19 protein-coding genes are annotated in these 23358 nt (G+C 71.3%); 13 read left to right on the plus strand and 6 right to left on the minus strand.

Features of this window, described 5'->3' with window-relative positions:
- Positions 1 to 113: 113 nt before the first annotated feature.
- Positions 114 to 2627, plus strand: a complete 2514-nt coding sequence (locus A37W_RS0100560; RefSeq protein WP_018301071.1) for a penicillin-binding protein 1A — start codon at positions 114 to 116, stop codon at positions 2625 to 2627.
- A 98-nt stretch (positions 2628 to 2725) separates the two neighbouring features.
- Here the strand turns inward: A37W_RS0100560 and A37W_RS0100565 are convergent, their stop codons facing one another.
- Complete coding sequence (locus A37W_RS0100565; RefSeq protein ID WP_018301072.1) at positions 2726 to 3571, minus strand: helix-turn-helix domain-containing protein; 846 nt, start codon at positions 3569 to 3571, stop codon at positions 2726 to 2728.
- A gap of 122 nt (positions 3572 to 3693) precedes the next feature.
- Between A37W_RS0100565 and A37W_RS0100570 the strand changes: the two genes are divergently transcribed.
- The 3 genes from A37W_RS0100570 to A37W_RS0100580 all read left to right on the plus strand — a co-directional run bounded on the left by A37W_RS0100570 (position 3694) and on the right by A37W_RS0100580 (position 5671).
- Positions 3694 to 3924, plus strand: coding sequence for a DUF2061 domain-containing protein (locus A37W_RS0100570; protein WP_018301073.1), 231 nt, complete (start codon positions 3694 to 3696; stop codon positions 3922 to 3924).
- Positions 3925 to 3996: 72 nt separating this feature from the next.
- Positions 3997 to 5121, plus strand: coding sequence for a peptide chain release factor 2 (prfB, locus tag A37W_RS0100575; protein WP_018301074.1), 1125 nt, complete (start codon positions 3997 to 3999; stop codon positions 5119 to 5121).
- Between the two features lie 4 nt (positions 5122 to 5125).
- Positions 5126 to 5671: a P-loop NTPase family protein gene (locus A37W_RS0100580; protein WP_018301075.1), complete on the plus strand. Its 546-nt coding sequence runs from the start codon at positions 5126 to 5128 to the stop codon at positions 5669 to 5671.
- Positions 5672 to 5675: 4 nt separating this feature from the next.
- On the opposite strand, the gene A37W_RS0100585 is transcribed toward A37W_RS0100580, so the two are convergent.
- Genes A37W_RS0100585 through A37W_RS0100595 form a run of 3 tightly spaced genes read right to left on the minus strand, consistent with a single transcriptional unit; the run spans position 5676 to position 8993 of the window.
- Positions 5676 to 7121 carry an MFS transporter gene (locus tag A37W_RS0100585; RefSeq protein ID WP_018301076.1) on the minus strand — a complete coding sequence of 482 codons (1446 nt, stop codon included), beginning with the start codon at positions 7119 to 7121 and terminating at the stop codon, positions 5676 to 5678.
- 53 nt (positions 7122 to 7174) lie between these two features.
- Positions 7175 to 7684 (minus strand): bactofilin family protein, encoded by a 510-nt coding sequence (locus A37W_RS0100590; RefSeq protein WP_026198209.1) that lies wholly within the window; start codon positions 7682 to 7684, stop codon positions 7175 to 7177.
- Positions 7674 to 8993, minus strand: coding sequence for a M23 family metallopeptidase (locus A37W_RS0100595; protein WP_026198210.1), 1320 nt, complete (start codon positions 8991 to 8993; stop codon positions 7674 to 7676). Before A37W_RS0100595 ends, A37W_RS0100590 begins: the two co-directional genes overlap by 11 nt.
- 235 nt (positions 8994 to 9228) lie before the next feature.
- Between A37W_RS0100595 and A37W_RS0100600 the strand changes: the two genes are divergently transcribed.
- Entirely contained in the window at positions 9229 to 10185 is a 957-nt protein-coding gene (locus A37W_RS0100600; protein ID WP_018301079.1) for an L-malyl-CoA/beta-methylmalyl-CoA lyase, read from the plus strand.
- Between the two features lie 147 nt (positions 10186 to 10332).
- On the opposite strand, the gene A37W_RS20575 is transcribed toward A37W_RS0100600, so the two are convergent.
- Positions 10333 to 10842, minus strand: coding sequence for a hypothetical protein (locus A37W_RS20575; protein ID WP_018301080.1), 510 nt, complete (start codon positions 10840 to 10842; stop codon positions 10333 to 10335).
- A gap of 138 nt (positions 10843 to 10980) precedes the next feature.
- Here A37W_RS20575 and A37W_RS0100610 point away from each other — a divergent pair, with 138 nt between their 5' ends.
- Complete coding sequence (locus A37W_RS0100610; RefSeq protein WP_018301081.1) at positions 10981 to 11943, plus strand: acetyl-CoA carboxylase carboxyltransferase subunit alpha; 963 nt, start codon at positions 10981 to 10983, stop codon at positions 11941 to 11943.
- Positions 11940 to 12434: a hypothetical protein gene (locus A37W_RS0100615; protein WP_018301082.1), complete on the plus strand. Its 495-nt coding sequence runs from the start codon at positions 11940 to 11942 to the stop codon at positions 12432 to 12434. The genes A37W_RS0100610 and A37W_RS0100615 overlap by 4 nt, the downstream gene beginning before the upstream one ends.
- A gap of 224 nt (positions 12435 to 12658) precedes the next feature.
- On the opposite strand, the gene bcp is transcribed toward A37W_RS0100615, so the two are convergent.
- Positions 12659 to 13132, minus strand: a complete 474-nt coding sequence (bcp, locus tag A37W_RS0100620; RefSeq protein WP_018301083.1) for a thioredoxin-dependent thiol peroxidase — start codon at positions 13130 to 13132, stop codon at positions 12659 to 12661.
- A 796-nt stretch (positions 13133 to 13928) separates the two neighbouring features.
- On the opposite strand from bcp, the gene A37W_RS20580 reads away from it, so the two are divergent.
- The 6 genes from A37W_RS20580 (at position 13929) to lpdA (ending at position 23315) form a co-directional block, all read left to right on the plus strand.
- Positions 13929 to 17165: an AsmA-like C-terminal region-containing protein gene (locus A37W_RS20580; RefSeq protein WP_157236456.1), complete on the plus strand. Its 3237-nt coding sequence runs from the start codon at positions 13929 to 13931 to the stop codon at positions 17163 to 17165.
- Positions 17162 to 18196, plus strand: a complete 1035-nt coding sequence (gene queA, locus A37W_RS0100630) for a tRNA preQ1(34) S-adenosylmethionine ribosyltransferase-isomerase QueA (protein WP_018301085.1) — start codon at positions 17162 to 17164, stop codon at positions 18194 to 18196. The genes A37W_RS20580 and queA overlap by 4 nt, the downstream gene beginning before the upstream one ends.
- Positions 18197 to 18254: 58 nt before the next feature.
- On the plus strand, positions 18255 to 19529 hold the full coding sequence (locus A37W_RS0100635; RefSeq protein ID WP_018301086.1) for an MFS transporter: 1275 nt from the start codon (positions 18255 to 18257) through the stop codon (positions 19527 to 19529).
- Between the two features lie 83 nt (positions 19530 to 19612).
- Positions 19613 to 20218: a DUF924 family protein gene (locus tag A37W_RS20585; protein ID WP_018301087.1), complete on the plus strand. Its 606-nt coding sequence runs from the start codon at positions 19613 to 19615 to the stop codon at positions 20216 to 20218.
- 85 nt (positions 20219 to 20303) lie between these two features.
- Positions 20304 to 21842: a sensor domain-containing diguanylate cyclase gene (locus A37W_RS20590; protein ID WP_018301088.1), complete on the plus strand. Its 1539-nt coding sequence runs from the start codon at positions 20304 to 20306 to the stop codon at positions 21840 to 21842.
- Positions 21843 to 21920: 78 nt separating this feature from the next.
- Positions 21921 to 23315 carry a dihydrolipoyl dehydrogenase gene (gene lpdA / locus A37W_RS0100650; protein ID WP_018301089.1) on the plus strand — a complete coding sequence of 465 codons (1395 nt, stop codon included), beginning with the start codon at positions 21921 to 21923 and terminating at the stop codon, positions 23313 to 23315.
- Positions 23316 to 23358: the final 43 nt, after the last annotated feature.

Raw genomic sequence — 23358 nt, forward strand, 5'->3', positions numbered from 1 at the left:
GTGACCGCGGGATGGGCGTTTTCCGGCCGTCCGGGGGCCGGAGTCCTTTTGACCGGGCGGGGCCGCATCCGTATAAGCGGGAGACTTCTGACCCAGCGATCGGACTCCTCGCCGTGGTGCGTGCCTTCTTCTCCTTTTTCGGCAGCATCTTCTCGATGCTCACGCTCGGCCTCATCATGGGGGCCTTCACGCTCGGCGCGGTGTTCTACATCTATGGCCGCGACCTGCCGAGCCACGAGGTGCTCGCGAGCTACGCGCCGCGGCAGATCAGCCGCATCTACGACCGCAACGGCGAGATCATCGACGAGTTCGCGGTCGAGCGGCGCCTGTTCACCCCGGCCGAGGAGATTCCCGAGCTGGTGAAGCACGCCTTCGTCGCCGCCGAGGACCAGAACTTCTACACCCACCCCGGCTTCGACGTGCGCGGCATGGCGGCGGCCGTGGCCGACGCGGTGCAGAGCCGGGGACGCGACCTGCGGGGCGCCTCGACGATCACCCAGCAGGTGATGAAGAACTTCCTGCTCTCGTCCGACCGGACGGTCGAGCGGAAGATCAAGGAGCTGATCCTCGCGGTGCGGATCGAGAACGCGCTCGACAAGGAGCGGATCCTCGAGCTGTACCTGAACGAGATCTTCCTCGGTCAGAACTCCTACGGCGTCACCGCCGCCGCGCTGACCTACTTCAACGCGCCGCTGGGCGAGCTGACGGCCGGGCAGACCGCCTACCTCGCCGCGCTGGCGCAGCGGCCGGGCAACCTGCACCCGGTCCGCCAGCACGACGACGCGATCGCCCGGCGGAACTACGTCCTCGGCCGGATGCTGGAGGACGGGTACATCGACCAGGAGACCCACGACCGCGAGGTCGCGGCGCCCCTGGAGACGGTGCAGGGCGGCGAGATCGACAGCTTCCGCTCGGCGCTGCCGCCGCGGGACTACTTCACCGACGAAATCCGGCGCCAGCTGTCGGCCCGCTACACCGAGGAGGAGTTCTTCTCGGGCGGCCTGTCGATCCGCGCGACGGTGGACCCCGACCTGCAGATCGAGGCCGCGCACGCCCTGCAGCGGGCGCTGGAGGATTTCGACCATTCCCGCAGCACCTGGCGCGGCACCGGCAAGACGATCGACCCGTCCCTGCTGGACGACGAGGAAAGCTGGCGCGCCGCGCTCGCCGACGTCGAGGTGGCCCGCGACATCACGCTGGACGGGACCTGGTATCCGGCCGTCGTCCTGAACGTCGAGGACAGCCAGCTGACCCTCGGCGTCGAGGGCCGCGAGGAGCCGTCGGTGACGGTCCCGCGCGAGGACATCGCCTGGATGCGCGGCGACTTCTTCGAGAACTTCGAGGTCGGCGACGTGGTCCACGTCCGGCGCATGACGACCGGCGAGGACGGCACCGGCGACCTGATCCGCTGGACGCTGCGGCAGGTGCCGCTGATCGAGGGCGCGTTCATGGCGATGGACGTGAACACCGGCCGGGTCCTCGCGATGCAGGGCGGCTTCAGCTACCAGCATTCGGTCTACAACCGCGCGACGCAGGCCTACCGGCAGCCCGGCTCGGCCTTCAAGCCGTTCGTCTATGCCGCGGCGCTCGATTCCGGCTACAGCCCCGCGACGATCGTCGTGGACGCGCCGATCGAGATCGACACGCCCCAGGGGGTGTGGCGGCCGCAGAACGCGTCCCACCAGTATTACGGCCCCACGCCCCTGCGGACGGGGATCGAGCAGTCGCGGAACCTGATGACGATCCGTCTCGCGCAGGAGGTGGGCATGGACATCGTCGCCCGCTACGCCGAGGAGTTCGGCGTCTACGACGAGATGAACCACGTCCTCGCCAACGCGCTCGGCAGCCAGGAGACGACGCTGTACCGCATCGTCGCGGCCTACGCGATGTTCGCCAATGGCGGCGAGCGGGTGGAGCCGACGCTGGTCGACCGGGTGCAGGACCGCTGGGGCAACACGATCTACCGTCACGACCAGCGGATGTGCACCGACTGCTCGGTGCCGACGCTGCTGCCGGGCGAGGCGCCGAACATCGTCAGCAACCGCGACCGGATCATGAACGCCGTGACTGCCTACCAGCTCGTGTCGATGATGCAGGGTGTGGTGGAGCGGGGGACCGCCCGCGGCGCGATCAACCTGCCGGTGCCGATCGCCGGCAAGACCGGCACCACCAACGATGCCAAGGACGTGTGGTTCGTCGGCTTCTCCAACACCATCGTCGCCGGCTGCTACATCGGCTACGACCAGCCCGAGCCGATGTACGGGGCCTCCGGCGGCGGCGTCTGCGCGCCGGTGTTCCAGCAGTTCATGCAGAGCGCGATCGACGAGTTCGGCGGCGGCCCGTTCGAGGTTCCGCCCGAGTGCCAGTTCATCAAGATCGACCGCTTCTCCGGCGCCCGCCTGCCGGACAGCGCGTCGGGCCCGAACGTCGTGGCCGAATGCTTCCGCGCCGGGGAGGAGCCGGTCTTCGGCATCACCTTCGACGGCGGCTTCTCGGTGGCGGGCGACCTGCCGCTGGTGGACGAGGTCCGCGCCGCCTCGCGCAACGTGACCACCTCGACCGGCGGCACCGCGGTCGTCGGGCCGCGGGCGTCGTTCGGGACGCTGTCCTCGGGCGGGCTGTACTGAACGGAGATGGTGGAGGGGGGCTGTCTGCCCCCCGCGTGCTGGCGCACGCCCCCCCGAGAGGTATTTGAGGCAAGATAGGAGCAGCGGGTCGGCGCTTCTCAGACCCGCTCCGCGAGCTCCTTGACGTGGGCGGCGATGTCGCGGGCGTCGATGGCGGCGGATCGGATGAGCAGGTCGAAATGCTCCGACAGGGCGCGGATGCGCGAGCTCTCGCGGAACGCCAGGTAGAAGCTGCCGATGTAGATGACGCCGATCAGCGGGCCGAAGACGGTGACCGGCGCGCTGAAGATGCGGTGGGCGTCGAACAGGAACAGCCGCAGCGAGGGGTAGAGCTCGTCCGCCTGCCGGGCGAGCCAGTCCAGCTGGCGGCGCCGGACGTCCGCGTCGAGACCGGCGTAGTAGCCCTCGCCCCGGGCCAGCGCCTCCAGCTCGTGCAGGGGCAGGGCGATCTCGTAGTCCGAGCCGCCCGAGCGCATCCAGGCGATGCGGTCCTCCATGGCGCCAATCGCCTGATCGGGCGTCTTGCCGAGGAACGGCGCATATTCCCAGCGCAGTACCTCGCGCGTCTTCAGCATGTCGGGCAGCGTCGCGGGGACGTGGCGGATCTTGTAACCGCTCGCCTCGCGGTGCCAGGCGAGGAGCTGGTCGTCCGACACCGCGCGGGCGGCGCGGGCCATCTCCATCGAGGCGGCGACGATGTCGCCCGGCCGCTCGGGCCGGTCGGTGAGGCCGAGCAGCCAGTCGGCGCTGACGCCGAGGGCGGTCGCGCATTCGGCGGCGAGGTTGGCGTTCGGCAGACGGGCCGCGCCCTCGTCCAGCAGCTGCGAGATGGTGGAGCGGTTGACGCCGCCGGCGCGGGCCAGCGCGCTGCGGGTCAGGCCGGCGGTCTGCATCGCCTGCCGGACCCTGTCGCGGAAGATCGTCGCCCGGTCGCGCTTGTCCACTTAAGCCCCCGTGGTTGCGAATTGTGAACACGCGGCGAGTCCGGTTCACCAGATGCAGAATACAGGCCCACACGGCTGTGAGCTAGTGAGAGGGCGGGGAAGACACGGGGAACAAGAGCAAGATGGACACCACCGCACGCACAATCACCAAGGCCATCTCCTGGCAGGCCTGGGGCCTCGTCACGATGACGCTGATCGGCTGGCTGATGACGGGTTCGGTGCAGCAGGGCGGCGCGCTGGCGCTGACGCTCGCGCTGGTCGGCCTCGTCAGCTACATCCTGCATGAGCGGCTGTGGGCGCGGGTGCGCTGGGGCCGCACGAACGGGGCCGGGGGCTTCACCATCCCGTCGTGAGGGGCGGCCGCTTGCCGCCCGGACGGCTGCGCGATAAGACCGGCGGACCCCGATTACAGGACCGTTCGAGAGATGCGCGCCGAGACGCAATCCACCATCGAGGCGATCGAGAAATCGCTGCAGCTCGTGGCGAAGCGGATGAACTACGACACCGCGCCGCACCGGCTGGAGGAGTTCAATGCCCGCACCGAGGATCCGACCCTGTGGGACGATCCAGAGGCGGCGCAGAAGCTGATGCGCGAGCGGCAGATGCTGGCCGATGCGGTGTCGGGCTACGAGCAGATGCGCCGCGATCTGGCCGACAACGTCGAGCTGATCGAGCTGGGCGAGGCGGAGGAGGACGCGGACGTCGTCGCCGAGGCCGAGGCGGCGCTGCGCAGCCTGCGCGACCGGGCTGCGACGAAGGAGCTGGAGGCGCTGCTCGACGGCGAGGCCGACGGCAACGACACCTTTCTCGAGATCAACGCCGGCGCCGGCGGCACCGAGGCCTGCGACTGGGCCGAGATGCTGCAGCGGATGTACGTCCGCTGGGCGGAGTCCAAGGGCTACGACGTCGAGCTTCTGTCGGAAGAGGCGGGCGGCGAGGCGGGGATCAAGTCGGCCTCCTACAAGATCAGCGGCCCCAACGCCTATGGCTGGCTCAAGACCGAGAGCGGGGTGCACCGGCTGGTCCGGATCTCGCCCTTCGGCAAGGGCACGCGCGAGACCTCGTTCGCGTCGATCTGGGTCTACCCGGTGGTCGACGACAACATCGAGATCGAGGTGCAGGACAAGGACATCCGCCTCGACACCTTCCGCTCGTCCGGGGCGGGCGGGCAGCACGTGAACAAGACCGACTCGGCGGTGCGGATCACCCACCTGCCGACCGGGATCGTCGTCACCTCGTCGCTGAAGTCGCAGCACCAGAACCGCGAGATCGCGATGAACGCGCTGAAGGCGCGGCTGTACCAGATGGAGCTGGACAAGCGGAACGCCGCCACGATGGAGGCGCACGAGAACAAGGGCGACGCCGGCTGGGGCAACCAGATCCGCTCTTACGTCCTGCAGCCCTACCAGATGGTGAAGGATCTGCGGACCTCGTTCGAGACGTCGGACACGCAAGGCGTGCTCGACGGCGACCTCGACGGGCTGATGGCGGCGACGCTCGCCATGCAGGCTGCCGGCAAGAGCCGGGCGGAGGCCTCGGCCGAGGACTGATCCCGTGCCGGATGCCGCCGCCCCCCGCATCTACGTGACGGGCGCCAGCGGGACCGGGACCAGCACCCTCGGCGCCGCGCTGGCAGAGGCGCTGGCGGTGCCCCACGTCGATACCGACGCGCATTACTGGGCGCCGTCCGAGGTGCCGTTCACCGTCAAGGCGGCGATCCCGGACCAGCTGGAGACCATCGCCGCGGCGCTGGGGCAGGGGGGCTGGGTCTGGTCCGGCTCCGCCGACGGCTGGGGCGATCCGCTGATCGGTGACGCGACCCTGATCGTTTTCCTGACCCTGCCCGGGGCGCAGCGGCTGGCGCGGCTGAAGGCGCGCGAGCGCAGGCTCTACGGCGACCGGATCGCGCCGGGCGGCGACATGGAGCGGGTGCATCGCGAGTTCATGACCTGGGCGGCGGGCTACGACGATCCGTATTTCGGCGGGCGCTCGCTGCACCGGCACCGCACCTGGCTGGCGCGGCAGGCTGCGCCGGTGATGGAGCTGTCCGGGGCGGACCCGGTGACGGCGCTCGTGGCACGGGTGTGCGCCGACCTGTGAGCCGTCACGATCCGCGGGTTCGCCACATGCCCACCGCGGCGATGATCGCCGAGGCCGCGGCCAGCGCCGCGCAGACCTCGGCCAGCGCGCCGAACGCCTCGGTCATCGCGGCGACGTGGGCGCCGCCGCCGCCCGCGCCCCGCGCCTCGCCGTAGGAGAAGATGCCGCCCTCGCGGCGGTAGACGCCGGCGACGAGGGGGCCCATCGCGGCGACGGCGAACAGGCCGGCCACCCGGCTGACGGCGTTGTTCACGCCCGAGGCGACGCCGCCCGCGTCCTCCGCCGCGCTCGCCATGATCGCTGTCGACAGCGGGGCCACGACCATCGACATGCCGAGGGCGGAGACGAGGAGCGGCGGGATCACCCCGGTCCAGAATTCGCGGCTGATGACGGACAAAGACAGCCAGCCGTAGCCGAGCGCCACCAGCGCCGCGCCGCAGGCGATGAGCGGGAAAGGACCGATCCGGTCCGCCAGCTTGCCGAACCGCCCCGATAGCAGCGCGATGGCGAGCGACAGCGGCGCGAAGGCGACGACGGCCTCGATCTCGTTCAGGCCCCAGCCGGCGATCAGCAGCATCGGCAGGAAGAACAGGATCGCCGAAAGACCGAAATAGAGGGTGAAGGTGGTGAGGTTCGCGACCGCGAAGATGGGCTCGCGAAAGATGTAGAGCGGCATCATCGGCGCCCGGCTGCGCGCCTCGGTCACCAGGAACAGGACCAGCGCGACGGCGCCGCCGATCAGCATCCACAGCCACCAGTGCCCGACCTCCAGCCGGATGAAGCCCCAGGCGAGCAGGCCGAGGCCGGTGGTGGCGAAGAAGGCCCCCGCGAGGTCGAGGCCGCGGTCCGGGCGCGGCTTGTCCTCGCGCACGTTGCTCCACACCAGCCACAGGGCGACCAGGCCCAGCGGCAGGTTGATGGCGAAGACGCCGCGCCAGATGCCGTCCGGCCCGAACGACAGCGCGATACCGCCGATGACCGGTCCGAGCGCGGTCGTCAGCGCCGAGGCGCCGGCCCACAGGCCGATCGCGCGGCCCCGGCTTTCGCGCGGGTAGGCGCGGGCGATGATGGCGAGCGAGCCGGGCACCATGAGCGCCGCGCCCGCGCCCTGCGCCCAGCGGGCCCAGATCAGCGCCTGGGGCGAGGGCGCGACGGCGCAGAGCAGGGACGTGACGATGAAGATGCCGATGCCGGTGGCGAAGATCTTGGCGGTGCCGAAGCGGTCGCCGACCGCCCCGCCGGCGAGGACGAGGGCCGAGATGGCGACCATGTAGGCGTTGTTGATCCACTGCGCCTCGGCGAGGCTGGCGCCCAGCCCCTCGCGGATCGCCGGGATCGCGATGGCCACGACCGAGCCGTCGATGAAACCCATCGACGAGCCGAGGATCGCGGCGGCGAGGATGCGGCGGCGCGCCTCGGGGCGGCAGAAGCCGGAATCGAAACGGGGCACCCGGGCCCCGGGCGCCCCGCCTTTCGGTGCTATATCTGACAAAAGGCCGGCCTTCAGCCGCCCTGGCTCTCGGCCGCGGTCGGCTTCGGCAGGGTCTTGGGCGAGCCGGTGGCGTTCAGGGGGTCGTCCTGGCGCTGGACGGAGCCTTCGAAGTGGGCGCCGGATTCGATCGCGATCGTCTTGTGGATGATGTCGCCCTCGACGCGCGCGGTCGAGGTGAGGCGGACCTTGAGGCCGCGCACCCGGCCGACGATCCGGCCGTTGATGACGACGTCGTCGGCGACCAGCTCGCCCTTCACGGTGGCGCCCTCGCCGACCGTCAGCAGGTGGGCGCGGATGTCGCCGTCGATCTGACCCTCGACCTGGATGTCACCGGAGGTCTTGATGTTGCCCTTGATGTGCAGGTCCGCGGACAGGACCGACGCCGGCGGCTTGGATTTCGGCACCGCGGGGCGGTAGTCGGCCGCGCCCGTGCCGGAGGCGGACTGGCTGCTGGCAGGGGCCGGTGTCGAGGACTCCGTCCCCTTCTGCCCGGGCTGTTCGACTTTGCTCTTAGAAAACATCGCTTCCGGCTCTGATATAGATCATGGGGTTGACGGCTGTGCCACCGACGCGGATCTCGTAGTGGAGATGGGGCCCGGTGGAGCGTCCGGAATTCCCCATATCACCGATCCTCTCCCCGCGCGAGACCCTTTGGCCGACGTTGACGCGAATGGCGTTCAGGTGGCCGTAGCGGGTCTCGATGCCGAATTCGTGTTGAAGCTTGATGAGCCGGCCGTAGCCCGAGGACCAGCCGGCGTGGGTGACGACGCCGTCGGCGGTCGCGTAGATCGGGGTGCCGATCGGACCGGCGAAATCGGTGCCCTCGTGCATCCGGCCCCAGCGCATGCCGAAGCCCGAGGTCATCCGGTAGGCGTCGCGCAGCGGGAAGTCGAACGGCGCCCGCTCGGCCGCGATGCGGTACAGGTTGATCTCGTCGAGACGGTTCAGGATGCCGTTGGCGCGCAGCGTGTCCTCGTCCGGCTCGCCGCCCATGGTCGAGAAGGACAGCGGCGTCAGCGGGCCGCCGGTGCCGGAATAGCCGCTGCGCACGGCGGCCAGCATGTCCTCGGTATCCATCCCGGCGGCGCGGAACATGTCGTCCAGCGGCTCGACCGAGACGGTCATCGCCTCTTCGATCTGGCGGAAGATCTCGTCGTTGCGGTCGCGCATCAGGCGCAGTTCCAGCTCGAGATCCTGGGCGCGGGTCACGGCGAACTCGGCGTTCTCGGCGATCTCGTCCCGCTCTTCGGCGGTGTCGGCGAGGGCGTCGGCGAGGATGTCGAGCGTGCCCTGCAGCTCGCCCGACAGGGCGCCGGTGCCGGGGGCGCCGTCGCCCGTCTCCATCGCGGCGGTCAGCGCGGCGACCTGGCTCTCGCTTTCCTCGCGCTCGGTCATGGTGCGGCGCAGGGTCGCCTGCACGGCCTCGAGTCCGGTCTCCAGCTCGCGGCGGCGATCCTCGGTCCGCAGGAGCGCGGACTGCATCATCGACACCTGCTCGAGCGCCGAGGAGAATCGCTGCTGCGCCGCGACCGCCTCGGCCGCGCGGGCGTCACGCTCGTCCGAGATGGCGTTCAGCCGCTCCTCGTAGACCAGCTTGTCGCGCATCGCCTGCGCCCGGAAGTTTCCGGCGCCGATGGAATCCATCAACAGGATCGCGGTGGCGATGATCGTCCAGGCGACGGTGAGCGTGACCCCGGTCCAGGCGAGAAGCTGGGTGCCCGGCTTCAGTCGGATGAATCGCGTTTCGGTGTCGGACCTGAGAAAGAGCCGCCGCTCCGGAAAACGCTTCTCCAATGCGACCTGAAGTCGATGAGCCACCCGTGATCGCACGCGCCCTATCCCTGATTGCCTGTCCCGGCTGCGACCTAACAAAGGGTTTCGGGGCGCATCAAGAAATTTGCTCAAAAACGCACAGCCATGGGCGCAGTCCCGCCGGAACCGGCGAAAATTCGCCTATGACCCGCCAGGAATGCTCGAATGTTCCGACTGTTGCACGAAACTTGCAGGGCGGGGCGCGACGGTCGTATCCCGGTGACGCGTCCCAGCGAAAGAAAGTTGCCGCCCCATGTCCTTCCGTCTCCAGCCCGCGCCGCCGGCCCGCCCGAACCGCTGCCAGCTCTTCGGTCCGGGATCGCGCCCGGCGATCTTTCAGAAGATGGCCGCCTCGGCGGCGGATGTGGTGAATCTCGACCTCGAGGATTCGGTCTCGGCCGGCGACAAGGACGCGGCCCGGGCGACCGTGGTGGAGGCGATCGGCGGCATCGACTGGGGCCGCAAGACGCTGTCGGTGCGGATCAACGGCCTCGACACGCCGTGGTGGCACCGCGACGTGGTCGACCTGGTGGAGAAGGCGGGCGACCGGCTGGACCTCATCATGATCCCGAAGGTCGGGTGCGCGGCGGACCTCTACGCCGTGGACGCCCTCGTGACCGCGGCGGAGAAGGCGGCGGGGCGGGAGCGGCGTCTCGGCTTCGAGGTCATCATCGAGAGCGCGGCGGGAATCGCCCATGTCGAGGAGATCGCGAAAGGCTCGCCCCGGCTCCAGGCGATGAGCCTCGGCGCGGCGGACTTCGCGGCGTCGATGGGGATGCAGACGACCGGCATCGGCGGCACGCAGGAGCAGTACTACATGCTGCACGAGGGCACGCGGCACTATTCGGACCCCTGGCACTGGGCGCAGGCGGCCATCGTCGCGGCCTGCCGGACCCACGGCGTCCTGCCGGTCGACGGACCGTTCGGCGACTTCTCGGACGACGAGGGGTTCCGCGCGCAGGCGCGGCGGTCGGCGACGCTGGGCATGGTCGGCAAGTGGGCGATCCATCCCCGGCAGGTCGCGCTGGCCAACGAGGTCTTCACCCCGTCGGACGCCGCGGTCGCCGAGGCGCGCGAGATCCTCGCCGCGATGGAGGAGGCCAAGGCGCGGGGCGAGGGCGCGACGGTCTACAAGGGGCGGCTGGTCGACATCGCCTCGATCAAGCAGGCCGAGGTGATCGTGCGGCAGGCGGAGATGATCGCCCAGTAGTGAGAGCGCGCACCCGTCCTGCCGAAGCCCGTACCGGCTGGACACCGGAAGACGTGTGGCTCGATGAAAGCGAGGGGTGGGGGCAGCGGTCGCGCCCCGATGGGGGAGGGGGCCGGCGCCGGCACGTCCCGGCGCCGGACCGGTCGCTCACCGCATCCCGATCATGCCGAACTGGCACAGCTGCCGGCAGTCGCTGGCGTCCTTGCCGATCAGCTGCTCGCTGAGGGCGTAGGCCATGCCGAATCCCTCGAAGCGGATGTCGTCGCATTCGCCGTCGTTCGGGTACTCTCCGCTGTCGTCGCCGAAATCGACGGTGCCGCACTGCATCGCCTGCGTGGCGGCGGTGTGGTCGTAGAGCCGGGCCTGGCCGCTGTCGACGAGGCTGCGGCAGTCGGTGGCGTCGCCGCCGGTATTGTCCCAGTTCAGGTAGGACGCGGCCACGCCCGCGCCGGCGAAGCGGCGGTCGTCGCACTCGCCGTCGTTGGGGTACTCGCCGCTGTCGTCGCCGAAGTTGATGCCGGCCCCCTGGGGCACCGGAGGCGGGGTCGGCGTGTCCACGGCGGGCGGCGTGGCGGTGGGGGCGGGGCTGCCCTTCTGCGCAAGGGCCGGGGCGGCGGTCAGCGCGAGCAGTGCAGCGGTGAGAACAGTCAGACGCATCGGAAAAGTCCTGAAGCCAAGGTCACGAATGCGACGACTATGGCCGGGCGGCCGCACTCTGGCAATCGCCGCCGCCGTTGCATCCGGCCATCCGCCACGCCTATATCGGCCCCGCATGCGAGAGCCGGGAGCCGACCTTTGACCCATTACCTCGATTTCGAGAAATCCCTCGCCGACATCGAGGGCAAGGCCGAGGAACTGCGGACGATGTCCCGCGCCAACCCCGAGGCCGAGGTCGACAAGGAGGCCGCCGCGCTCGACCGCAAGGCGTCCGACATGCTGAGGAAGCTGTATGACGGCCTGACCCCCTGGCAGAAGTGCCAGGTCGCCCGCCACCCCGAGCGGCCGCATTGCCGCGACTACGTGGACGCGCTGTTCACCGACTGGACGCCGCTGGCCGGCGACCGCAACTTCGCCGACGATCACGCGGTGATGGGCGGGCTGGCGCGGTTCCGCGACGCGCCGGTCGTGGTGATCGGCCACGAGAAGGGCCACGACACCAAGAGCCGGATCGAGCGGAACTTCGGCATGGCCCGACCCGAGGGCTACCGCAAGGCGATCCGCCTGATGGATCTGGCCGACCGCTTCGGCCTGCCGGTGGTGACGCTGGTCGACACGCCCGGCGCCTATCCCGGCAAGGGCGCCGAGGAGCGGGGCCAGTCCGAGGCGATCGCGCGGTCCACCGAGAAGTGCCTGGCGCTGAAGGTGCCGATGGTCGCCGTGGTGATCGGCGAGGGCGGCTCGGGCGGGGCGGTGGCCTTCGCCACCGCGAACCGGGTCGCGATGCTTGAGCACTCCATCTACTCGGTGATCTCGCCCGAGGGCTGCGCCTCGATCCTGTGGAAGGACGCCGAGAAGATGCGCGAGGCGGCCGAGGCGCTGCGCCTGACCGCGCAGGACCTGTCGCGCCTCGGCGTGATCGACCGGGTGATCCGCGAGCCGCTCGGAGGGGCGCACCGCGACGCGGCCGCCGCCATCGCCTCGGTCGGCGACGGCATCGCGGCGATGCTGGGCGAACTCGCGGACCAGTCCCCGGACTCCCTGCGCGACAACCGCCGCCGCAAGTACCTCGGCATCGGGGCCAAGGGCCTCGCGGCGTGAGGGCGCTGGCCGTCGCGCTGGCGCTGCTCTCCGAGGCGGCGCTCGCGGAGGGTGGTCTCGAGGGCCGCACGGTGGTGTTCCGTGTCGAGAGCTACGACGATCCCGCCGCGCCCTATCTCGTCAGCGAGGACTACGTGGGTGCCGTCGGTCCCGGCCCCGAATTCTCGATGGAGGAGGAGGGCGGCCTCTGGGTCGACGTCGTGCCGGTGCGGATCGACCTGTCGGACGGCGAGATAGAGCTGACCTGGCCGTCGGTGGAGGCCGGGCCCTTCGCGACCTTCGCCTTCAACGGCTACGTCATGGAGTTCGCGGGCGACTGCGCGCTGATCGAGCGGGCCAAGGTCGTCGACTGGGAAACGACGCTGCCGCTGGCGGACGACGCGCTGGAGGTGACGCCGCTGCGGCTCGCCCTTGACGTGTCGGGGCTGGAGTACGGCCCGGACCAGCGCATCGTCATCGCGCTGCAGGTCGCGGACTGCCCGGTCTCGTAGGGGCCGAAGAGTTCACCGAAGACCCGCCCCGGCCCTGAGCCGGGGCCTCGAGGCGCGGCCTCCGATCGGGCCCTGGGCTCAAGGCGAACGGCGCCGCCCCGATGGCGACCCGCCCCGCCCCGGCCCCGAGCCGGGGCCTCGGCGCGACTGGGCGCTCTTTCCGATCGGGGCCCCGGCTCAAGGCCGGGGCGGGCAAGGGGAGGCGCAGGCCCGCCCCGACCCCCTCACATCGCCTTCACCGCCTCCAGCACCTCGTCCACGTGCCCCGGCACCTTCACCTTGCGCCAGACCCTGGCGATCCGGCCCTCGCCGTCGATCAGGAAGGTCGCCCGCTCGATCCCCATGAAGGTCCTGCCGTACATCTTCTTCTCGCCCCAGACGCCGTACCGCTCGGCGGTGTCCGAGCCCTCGTCGGACAGCAGCGCGACCTTCAGCCCGTGCTTGTCGCGGAACTTCTCGTGGCTCTTCACCGGATCCTTCGACACGCCGAGGACCGTCGCGCCCGCGGCCGTGAACTCCTCGGCCCTGGCGGTGAAGTCGAGCGCCTGGGTCGTGCAGCCGGAGGTGTCGTCCTTGGGGTAGAAGTACAGGACCACCGGCTTGCCGGTGAACGAGGCGAGCGAGACGCTGCCGCCGCCGTCCCGGGGCAGGTCGAACTCGGGCGCCGGGGCCCCCTCCGTCACGTCGGCAGTGGTCATTCTGCGCGCTCCTTTGCACAATGGGGTCCGCCCGGGTTTCTAGGCCGGGACCGGTGCGGGTAAAGGGGCGCGGATGGCGGACGAGGCGGAGCACGGCCCACGCGCCCGCGCGCCGCTCTCCGACGCGCCGGGCGAGGACGGGCCGTCAGGCGTGGGCGCGTCCGGGGCGGCGGAAGAGGCTGGCGAGCGCCCTACGGCTGGGGACGCGGCGGACGAGCAGGCGCCGGGCGGGGACGGACGCGCCTCGGACGGTCGTGCGGGGGCGGGCGCAGACGACCGCGCGCCGCCGGCGGACACCGGTGAGGCCGCGCAAGGCGTCGGAGGGACCGGCGCTGACCTGCCGGAGGGTGGAGCGGATGCCGTTCCTGCGACCTCGGCGGATCGAGCGGACGCGCCCGGCGCGGACGGTCCTGCGAGCGATGAGGGACCGGAAGGACCAGCCGACGCGGTCAGCCCCGACGAGACCGGTACCGGCGGTGGAGACCGAGGAGACGTTCAGGAGCCCTCCCTCGTCTCGATCCACGGGGGTGCGGCGCCGCACGGGACGCCGGGGCCCGGCGACCCCGCGGAGGCACGCCGCCTCCCGGAGGTGCTGGCCCCCATGGCGGCGCAGCCCCTTGCCATCGAAACCGAAGCGGACGAGGCCGCGGATGGCCCTGCGAGCGCTGCGGAGCCCCGTTCCGAGGAGACGTGGAGGGACGGCGCGCGAGCGGCGTCGTCCGGCGATTCCGCTGTGCCTTCGGCCGCTCCCGCCCCGCCTCCGCCGCCCCCGCGCCGCGGCAAGCTCGGCGCGACGGTGCGGCCGCTGCTCCTCCTGATCGCCGCGCCGCTGGTCTTCGTGCTGGCGCTGCCGGTCCTGATGCTGGGACAGGAGATCACGGCGCCATCCTGGATTACCTCGCGCGTGGAGGCGCAGGCCGCCGAGATGCTCGGCGGCGGAGCGATCGACGTGGGCGAGATCACGCTGACCGTCGGGCGCGACCTGCACCCGGTGATCCGCCTGCGCCACGGCCGCCTGATCGACGCGGCCGGGACCGAGCTGGTGCGCCTGCCGGAAGCGGAGATCCAGCTCTCGCCCCGTGGCCTGATCCTGCGGCGCGAGGTGCTGCCGCAGGAGATCCGCCTCGTGGGCGGCGCGCTCGCGCTGCGGCGGCAGGGGGACGGCCGGCTGGCGATGTCGTTCGAGGGGGCGGGCGAGGGGCCGGCCGTTGGCACGGAGGGCGCCCCGGGCGCCGTGGCCGTCAGCCCCGACGCGCTCGCGGCGCTGTTCGAGCGGCCGGCGCTGGAGGCGATCGAGGTGATCTCGGCCGAGGGGCTGATCGTGAACTACCTTGACGAGCGGGCCGGGCGGGCATGGACGCTGGACGCCGGTCGGGTGCGGCTCGACCGGCGCGGCGGCCTGGCTGTGGCCGCTTCTGCCTCGCTCATCACCGGACGCAGCTACGTCACCGACGTCGCCCTCTCGCTGGACCGGCCGGGCGGCGCGGGCGCGGCGCAGGTGGCGCTGACGGTCAGCCGCGCCGCCTCGCGCGATATCGCCACGCAGAGCCCGGCGCTGGCCTGGCTGGCGGTCCTCGACGCGCCGCTGTCGGTGTCGAGCCGGGCCGAGATCGCGGGCGATGGAACGCTCGGCGAGGTGTCGGCGACGCTGGAGATCGGCGCGGGCACGCTGCGGCCCTCGGGCGGCGCGCAGCCGTTGGGGTTCGAGGAGGCCAAGGCCTACCTGCGGTTCGACGCGGCCGAGGGGCGGGTGGAGTTCGACGAGGTGCAGGTCGCCTCGGACTGGGGATCGCTCGCTGCCTCGGGCCGGGCCACGTTCGGTGACCTGTCGGGCGGGTTGCCGAAGTCGCTGGTCGGCCAGTTCGCGTTCTCGAACATCTCGATAGAGCCGCCGGGCGTCTACCAGTCGCCGCTCCGGCTGCCGTCGGCCGAGGCGGACTTCCGGCTGCGGCTGGACCCGTTCCGGGTCGAGGTCGGACAGGTCCTGCTCACCGGTGAGCGCGGGACGCAGGTGATCGCGGACGGCGAGGTGACGGCCGGGCAGGACGGCTGGGCGGTCGCGGCGCAGGCGCGGATCCCGCGGCTCGGCGTGCGCCGCGCGGTGGAGCTGTGGCCCCCGGGCCTGCTGCCGGGGACGCGGGACTGGTTCGACCGCAATCTGACCGCGGGCGTCCTGACGGACGTGGCCGCCGTCCTTCGCCTGCGCTCCGGCGCGGCGCCGCTGATCTGGGTCAGCAGCGACTTCGAGGGCGCGACCGCGCGGCTCGTGCCGACGCTGCCGCCGGTGGAGGCAGGCGCCGGGCGGCTGACCTTCCAGGACCGTCGCATCGCCGTCGCGCTGGACCGCGGCCGGATCGAGGCGCCGCAGGGCGGGACGGTGGACGCGGCGGGGACGACCTTCGTGCTGGAGGATGCGGGGGCCCATCCCCTGATGGCGCGGGTCGAGCTGCGGACCGAGAGCACGATCACCGCGGCCCTGTCGCTGCTGGACCTGCCGCCCTTCGGCTACCCGTCGGGCGGCGGCCTCGCCACCGACGTCGCCGAAGGGCGGGCGCGGGTGGAGGGGCGGCTCGACTTCCCGCTCGGCGACGACCGGCCGCCGGAGCGGGTGGACTGGGACATCGCCGCATCCCTCAGCGGCGTGTCGAGCGCGGGCCTGCTCCCCGGCGGGCGGCAGCTGGCCGCGCAGGCGCTGACGATGGAGGTGGACCGCGGCCGCCTGTCGGTCGGCGGGCGGATGCGGATCGGCGCGGTCCCGGTGCAGGCGACGTGGAGCCGAGCGCTCGGCGAGGGCAGCGCGGGCACCGCGCGGATCGAGGGCGAGGTGACGCTGTCGCCGGAGTTCCTGGACGAATTCGGCATCGCCCTGCCGGACGGCATGGTCCGGGGCGAGGGGCAGGGGCGCGTCTCCCTGACCTTTCCGGCGAGCGGGCCGCCCTCCTTTGCCCTGTCCTCCGATCTGCGGGGGGTCGGCCTGTCGATCCCGGAGATCGGCTGGTCCAAGGCGCCCGCCGCGGTCGGCTCGCTGGAGGTGGCGGGCACGCTCGGCGACACGCCGCGCGTCGACCGCCTCGTGCTGTCCGCGCCGGGGCTGGACGCGGCCGGCTCGGTCACGCTGCGCGAGGACGGCGCGGGACTGGACCGGCTGGCGCTGTCGCGGCTGCGGGTCGGCGGCTGGCTCGACGCGCCGGTGACGCTGGTCGGCCGCGGCGGCGCGGCGCCGGGCGTGGTGCTGGACGGCGGCAGCCTGGACCTGCGCGACGCGGCCTTCGGCGGCGGGGGCGGCGGCGAGGTGGGGCCGCTCACGGTGACGCTCGACCGGCTGCAGGTGACCGAGGGGATCGCGCTGACCGCCTTCCGCGGCGAGTTCGGCGGGGCCGGCGGTCTGTCGGGCACCTTCACCGGCCGTATCAATGGTGGCACGGCGGTACAGGGGACACTGGTCCCCGAGAACGGCCGCTTCGCCGTCCGCGTCCGCTCGGCCGACGCGGGGGGCGCAATCCGGGACGCCGGCTTCCTGCCCAATGCGACGGGCGGATCGCTCGACCTCGTCCTGCGGCCCGTCGGCGGCGAGGGCACGTTCGACGGCACCGCCGTGATCCGGCAGGTGCGGGTGCGCGAGGCGCCCGAGCTGGCGCAGCTTCTGGACGCGATCTCTGTCGTGGGCCTGCTGCAGCAGCTGGACGGGCAGGGCCTCGCCTTCGACAGCGTGGACGCCGAGTTCCGCATCGCGCCCGACCGGGTGACGATCGCCCGTGCCGCCGCGGTCGGGCCGGGGCTGGGCATCTCGGTCGACGGCTACTACATGCCGGGGCCGGGGACGCTGGACCTGCAGGGGGTGGTGTCGCCGTTCTACTTCATCAACGCCATCGGCTCGGTCCTGACCCGGCCGGGGGAGGGACTGGTGGGCTTCAACTTCACGCTGCGCGGGCCGGTCGGCAGCCCGGAGGTCGGGGTCAACCCGCTGTCGCTGCTGACCCCCGGCATGTTCCGCGAGATCTTCCGCCGGGCGCCGCCGGAGCTGGGCCGATGAGGCTGTCCGACTTCGACTTCGACCTCCCCGAGGAGCTGATCGCGACCCGTCCGGCGCGGCCCCGCTCGTCCGCGCGGCTGCTGCATGCCGAGGGCGGACGGATCGCGGACCGCCGTGTCGCCGACCTGCCGCAGATCCTGCGGCCCGGCGACCTGCTGGTCCTGAACGACACGAAAGTGATCCCGGCGAGGCTGACCGGCATCCGCCGTCGCGGCGAGGCGGAGGCGCGGATCGAGGTGACGCTCGCCGCGCCCCGCGGCGACGGGCGCTGGAGCGCGCTGGTCAAGCCGCTGCGCAAGTGGGCCGAGGGCGAGACGGTCGTCTTCTCGCCCCGCCTGTCGGCGGTGATGGAGGGGCGCGAGGGCGACATGGCCGTGATCCGGCTGGCGGCGGAGGGCGACCTAGACGCCGCGCTGGCCGAGGCGGGGGCGATGCCGCTGCCGCCCTACATCGCGGCCAAGCGGGCCGCCGACGAGGCCGACGTGGCGGACTACCAGACGGTCTGGGCCGCCCGCGCTGGCGCCGTCGCCGCGCCCACCGCCTCGCTGCACTTCGATCAGGAGTTGCTCGCCGCCCTCGACGCGCGGGGCGTGGAGCGGACGCACGTCACGCTGCATGTCGGCGCCGGCACCTTCCTGCCGGTGAAGGTCGACGACGTGAGCGAGCACCGGATGCATTCCGAATGGGGCGAGGTCGGCGCGGAGGCCGCGGCGGCGATGGCGCGGGCCAAGCAGGAAGGACGGCGGGTGATCCCGGTCGGCACCACGGCGCTGCGCCTGATCGAGAGCTCGGGCGGCGCGGAATGGCGCGGCGATACCGATATCTTCATCACTCCGGGCTACGCCTTCCGCGTGGCCGACGCGCTGATGACCAACTTCCACCTGCCGAAATCGACGCTGATGATGCTCGTCTCGGCGCTGATGGGGCCGGAGCGGATCAGGCAGATCTACGCCCATGCCATCGCGGCGCGATACCGCTTCTTCAGCTACGGCGACGGGAGTCTGCTGGTGCCGGACGGTTCGTCGCGATAGACGCAGGCCGCAAGCGCGCCCCCCCGGGCGGCGCCGACCTGCAGATAGGGGGGACACCATGATCAGCGCCTTCTTCGCCTCCTGGGCCCTCTTCGTCGGCCTGTTCATGATCATGATCGGCAACGGCCTGCAGGGCACGCTGCTCGGCATCCGCGGCAATATCGAGGGCTTCTCGCCGCTCGAGATGTCGGTCGTGATGTCGGCCTACTTCGTCGGCTTCCTGTTCGCCTCGCACATGGCGCCGAAACTGATCCAGCGGGTCGGGCACGTGCGCGTCTTCGCCGCCCTGGGGTCCACTATCTCGGCCGTGCTGATCCTGTATCCGGCCCTGACCGAGGTCTGGGCCTGGACGATCGGGCGGGTCGTCATCGGCTTCTGCTTCTGCGGAGTCTACATCACCGCCGAGAGCTGGATCAACGACGCCTCCACGAACGAGACGCGGGGCAAGGCGCTGTCGCTCTACATGGTGGTGCAGACCGCGGGCATCTCGGTCGCGCAGTACATCCTGACGCTGGGCGACGTGTCGGGCTTCATCCTGTTCATCATCCCCTCGGTCCTGGTGTCGCTGGCCTTCGCGCCGATCCTGCTGTCGGCCTCGACCGCGCCCGCGTTCGACACGACCAAGGCGCTGCCGCTGAAGACGCTGATCGAGGCGTCGCCTCTGGCCTGCGTCGGCATGTTCCTCATGGGGGGCGTGTTCGCGGCGCAGTTCGGCATGTCGGCGGTCTACGGCACGCTCGAGGGGCTGAGCGTCGGGCAGATCTCCCTCTTCGTGTCGGTGATCTACATCGCGGCGCTGCTGACGCAGTACCCGATCGGCTGGCTGTCGGACCGGGTGGACCGGCGTCTCGTCATCCTCGGCCTGTCGGCGGCCGGCGGCATCGGCGCGCTGCTCGCGGCGGCGTTCGCGGGCTGGTACGGTGCGCTGCTGGTCGCGGCGGCGGTTCTCGGCGGCACGTCCAATCCGCTCTACGCGCTGCTGATCGCCTACGCCAACGACTACATCGCGCGCGAGGACATGGCGGCCGCGTCGGGGGGGCTGCTCTTCATCAACGGAGTGGGGGCGATCCTGGGGCCGGTGGTGATCGGCTGGCTGATGGGCGTGGGCGGGCCGCGCATGTTCTGGCTGGTGATCGCGGTCCTGATGCTCAGCCTCGCCGCCTATGCCGGCTGGCGGATGACCCGCCGCAGCCGCGCCGACATCGATCCGAATGCTGCGGCCAGCTACCAGCCGCTCGCCGTCACGACGACGCCTCTCGTCGCCGAAATGGCGCAGGAGATCTACGCTGACGAGACCCTCCAGCAGGAAGAGGACCGCGCCGCAAGCGCTTGACCGCGGGGGGGTTGCGGTCGCTTGCGCGCCGGGCCGGCGGCTGTCAGTCTGCCCCTCGGGGCGTGCGGCAGGGAGGCAGGCCGATGACGACACCGGCCGACGTTCTGGGATGGTGGGTCGAGGAGCTTGGCCCCGAAGGCTGGTATGCCGGGGGCGACGAGATCGACGCCGAGGTCCGCCGCCGGTTCGGCGACGCCTACGAGGAACTGCGGGAGGGCGGCTACGGCCTGTGGCTGACCGGCGCCTTCGGCACGCTCGCCTACATCGTCATGTGCGACCAGTTCACCCGCAACCTGTTCCGCGGCTCGCCCCGCTCGTTCGAGAGCGATCCGCTGGCCCGCGCGGTCGCCAAGGCGGCGATCGTCAAGGACTGGGACCTGAAGGTGCCCGAGCCGGAGCGGGTCTTCTTCTACATGCCGCTCATGCATTCCGAGAACCTCGCCGATCAGGACCGCTGCGTGCGGCTGATAAGGATGCGGATGGCCGGCACCGGCGCGGACTACCTGCTGCACGCGCGGGCGCACCGGGAGGTGATCCGCAAGTTCGGCCGCTTCCCGTTCCGCAACGAGGCGCTGTCGCGGCCGAGCACCGCGGCCGAGGCGGAGTGGCTGAGGAACGGGGCCTACGGCGCCGAGGTGCGGGCGCTGAAAGGCGGGGCCGAGACCGGGGGCGCGGAGGCCGCCTCTTAGGACTTACTTCAGGACTTTGGTGCATCATCGGCCGGGGCGATCCAGAGGGCCTTGTCCGCCGCACGGCGGCAAGAGATGCATCCGCGTGAAACACGATCCGGTCAGCGCCGCGGCGCCGGCGTCCGCCGATGCAGGCGCGCCGGACCCCGGCGCCGGCAATGCGGAGCGGATCGCGGACCGCACCGCGGACACCTCGGCGACCCTGATCGGCGAGATCCTCAACATCATGGAACAGGGCATCCTGTTCTGGTCGGCCGAGGGCGTGTGCGAGCTGCACAACAGCCGGATCTTCCGCGTGCTCGAGATCACGGCCAAGGACCTCGGGATCGGCACGCGGCGGACCGACTTCCGCGACCGCGCCGTCGCCCGGGGCGAGATGACGGCCGAGACCCGCCGCGCCAGCGAGGCGCAGATCGAGGCGCATCTGCCCTATTCGTTCGACCGGCACCTGCCCTCCGGCCGCGTCGTCTTCACCAACGGCCGGCCGACCCGCGGCGGCGGCTACGTCGTCACCTTCACCGACGTGACCGAGGCCCGTCTCGCCGCCAAGGAGCTCGCCCGCGCCAAGGCCGAGGCGGAGGAGGCGCAGGGCCGCGCCGTCGACCTCCTCGCGCAGGAGCGGGACCGCCAGACCGAGGCACGCCATCTCAGCCAGCTCGACGAGTGGCTGCAATCCTGCAAGTCCCTGCAGGAGCTGTACGCCGTCATCACCCACTTCATGGCGCGCCTGCTGCCCCGCTCGCAGGGGGAGCTCTACATCTACCAGCAGGGCCGCGCGGCGCTGGGCGGCATCTGCAGCTGGGGCGGCGCAGAGCTGCACCCCACGATCGAGGCGGACGCCTGCTGGGCGCTGCGCCGCGGACGGACCTACGAGTTCCACGCCGGCAACCTGTGCTTCCCGTGCGAGCACGTCGAGGCGCCGGAGGGTGGCGGCGCGCCGGAGGAGTATGTCTGCGTGCCCATCATCGCCCACGGCGATACGGTGGGAATGCTGCACATCCGCTTCGACCATGCCTCGGACGACGGCGCGCGGATCGACCGGTCAGGCGCCTTCGCGATCCGCTGTGCCGAGCATATCTCGATGGCGATCGCCAACGTGAAGCTGCGGGACGAGCTTCACGAGCGGTCGATCCGGGACGCGCTGACCGGCCTCTACAACCGACGCTTCTTCATGGACGCGATCCGCCGCGAGCTGGCTCAGGCGGGTCGCTCCGGCGCGCCGCTGGCGCTGGTCGCGATGGACGCGGACAACTTCAAGGCCTTCAACGACGGGCATGGTCACGAGGCGGGCGACGCGGTCCTGCGCGCCATCGCCGACCGGATCGCCGCGGCCGCGGGGCCGGGTGGGATCGCCTGCCGGATGGGGGGCGAGGAATTCGCGCTCCTCCTGCCCGGGCTGGACGCCGCATCCGCGGTGACGGTTGCCGAGGATCTGAGGGAGGCGGTCGGGAACCTGCAGCTGCGGCACCTCGACCGGTCGCTGCCCCGGGTGACCGTTTCGTCCGGCATCGCGGTCGCGCCGCGCGACGGCGCCGATCCGCAGGCCCTCATGCGCCTCGCGGACGAGGCGTTGTACCGCGCCAAGGCGTCCGGCCGCGACTGCGTGCGCATCGCCGGGGCATGACGGCCTTGCACCTCCGGCACTGGTAGGCCCGCGCCAACTCGTTTAGCTTCAACCCAATTTGCGGCGAGGAGGATCGAGATGGCCGACCAGCAGTACGACATGATCGTGATCGGCGCCGGCCCCGGCGGCTATGTCGCCGCGATCCGCGGCGCGCAGCTCGGCCTCAAGGTCGCCTGCGTCGAGCGCGAGCATCTGGGTGGCATCTGCCTCAACTGGGGCTGCATCCCGACCAAGGCGCTGCTGCGCTCGGCCGAGGTGTTCCACCTGATGGAGCGGGCCAAGGATTTCGGCCTCAAGGCCGGCGACATCGGTTTCGACTTCGAGGCGGTGATCAAGCGCTCGCGCGGGGTGGCCAAGCAACTGGCCGGCGGGATCGGGCACCTGTTCAAGAAGAACAAGGTCACCCCGGTGATGGGCGAGGCCCGTCTGGCCGGCAAGGGAAAGGTCGTGGTGAAGACCGACAAGGGGGAAGAGACGCTGACCGCCCCCGCCATCGTGCTGGCCACCGGCGCCCGCGCGCGCGAGCTGCCGGGGCTGGAGGCCGACGGCGACCTCGTCTGGACCTATCGCCACGCGCTGCAGCCGCCGCGGATGCCATCGAGGCTCCTGGTGATCGGCTCCGGCGCCATCGGGATCGAGTTCGCCAGCTTCTACAACACGCTCGGCGCCGAGACGACTGTGGTCGAGGTGATGGACCGCATCCTGCCGGTGGAGGATGCCGAGATCAGCGCCTTCGCGAAGAAGCAGTTCCAGAAGCAGGGCATGACGATCCGCGAGAAGACGCAGGTCAAGAGCCTGGACCGCGGCAAGGGCAAGGTCACCGCCACCTTCGAGGCGGACGGCAAGACCGACACGGCCGAGTTCGACACCGTCATCTCCGCCGTCGGCATCGTCGGCAACGTCGAGGGGCTGGGGCTGGAGGAGGCGGGGGTCAAGCTCGACCGGACCCACGTCGTCGTCGACGAATACTGCCGCACCGGGGTCGAGGGTCTGTATGCCATCGGCGACATCGCCGGCGCGCCATGGCTGGCTCACAAGGCATCCCACGAGGGCGTCATGGTGGCCGAGCTGATCGCCGGCCAGCACGCCCACCCGATCAAGCCCGGCACGATCGCCGGCTGCACCTACTGCCAGCCGCAGATCGCCTCGGTCGGCCTGACCGAGGCGAAGGCCAAGGAGGCGGGCCTCGACATCAAGGTTGGGCACTTCCCCTTCATCGGCAACGGCAAGGCCATCGCGCTGGGCGAGCCCGAGGGCATGATCAAGACGATCTTCGACGCCAAGACGGGCGAGCTACTCGGTGCGCACATGGTCGGCGCCGAGGTGACCGAGCTGATCCAGGGCTACGTCGTCGGCCGTACGCTGGAGACGACCGAGGCGGAGCTGATGGAGACGGTGTTCCCGCACCCGACGCTCAGCGAGATGATGCACGAGAGCGTCCTCGACGCCTATGGCCGGGCGATCCACTTCTAGCGTCGGACGATGGGGTGAGCACCCGTCCTGCGGGTTCGGTCGT

It is taken from the genome of Wenxinia marina DSM 24838 (assembly GCF_000379485.1).
Taxonomy (GTDB): Bacteria; Pseudomonadota; Alphaproteobacteria; order Rhodobacterales; family Rhodobacteraceae; genus Wenxinia; species Wenxinia marina.

Coding starts and splice junctions, on each gene's coding strand:
- A37W_RS0100570 (WP_018301073.1), top strand. CDS start 3,694: ATGGACACCACCGCACGCACAATCACCAAGGCCATCTCCTGGCAGGCC.
- A37W_RS0100590 (WP_026198209.1), bottom strand. CDS start 7,684: ATGTTTTCTAAGAGCAAAGTCGAACAGCCCGGGCAGAAGGGGACGGAG.
- lpdA (WP_018301089.1), top strand. CDS start 21,921: ATGGCCGACCAGCAGTACGACATGATCGTGATCGGCGCCGGCCCCGGC.
- A37W_RS20585 (WP_018301087.1), top strand. CDS start 19,613: ATGACGACACCGGCCGACGTTCTGGGATGGTGGGTCGAGGAGCTTGGC.
- bcp (WP_018301083.1), bottom strand. CDS start 13,132: ATGACCACTGCCGACGTGACGGAGGGGGCCCCGGCGCCCGAGTTCGAC.
- A37W_RS0100635 (WP_018301086.1), top strand. CDS start 18,255: ATGATCAGCGCCTTCTTCGCCTCCTGGGCCCTCTTCGTCGGCCTGTTC.
- A37W_RS0100600 (WP_018301079.1), top strand. CDS start 9,229: ATGTCCTTCCGTCTCCAGCCCGCGCCGCCGGCCCGCCCGAACCGCTGC.
- prfB (WP_018301074.1), top strand. CDS start 3,997: ATGCGCGCCGAGACGCAATCCACCATCGAGGCGATCGAGAAATCGCTG.
- queA (WP_018301085.1), top strand. CDS start 17,162: ATGAGGCTGTCCGACTTCGACTTCGACCTCCCCGAGGAGCTGATCGCG.
- A37W_RS20575 (WP_018301080.1), bottom strand. CDS start 10,842: ATGCGTCTGACTGTTCTCACCGCTGCACTGCTCGCGCTGACCGCCGCC.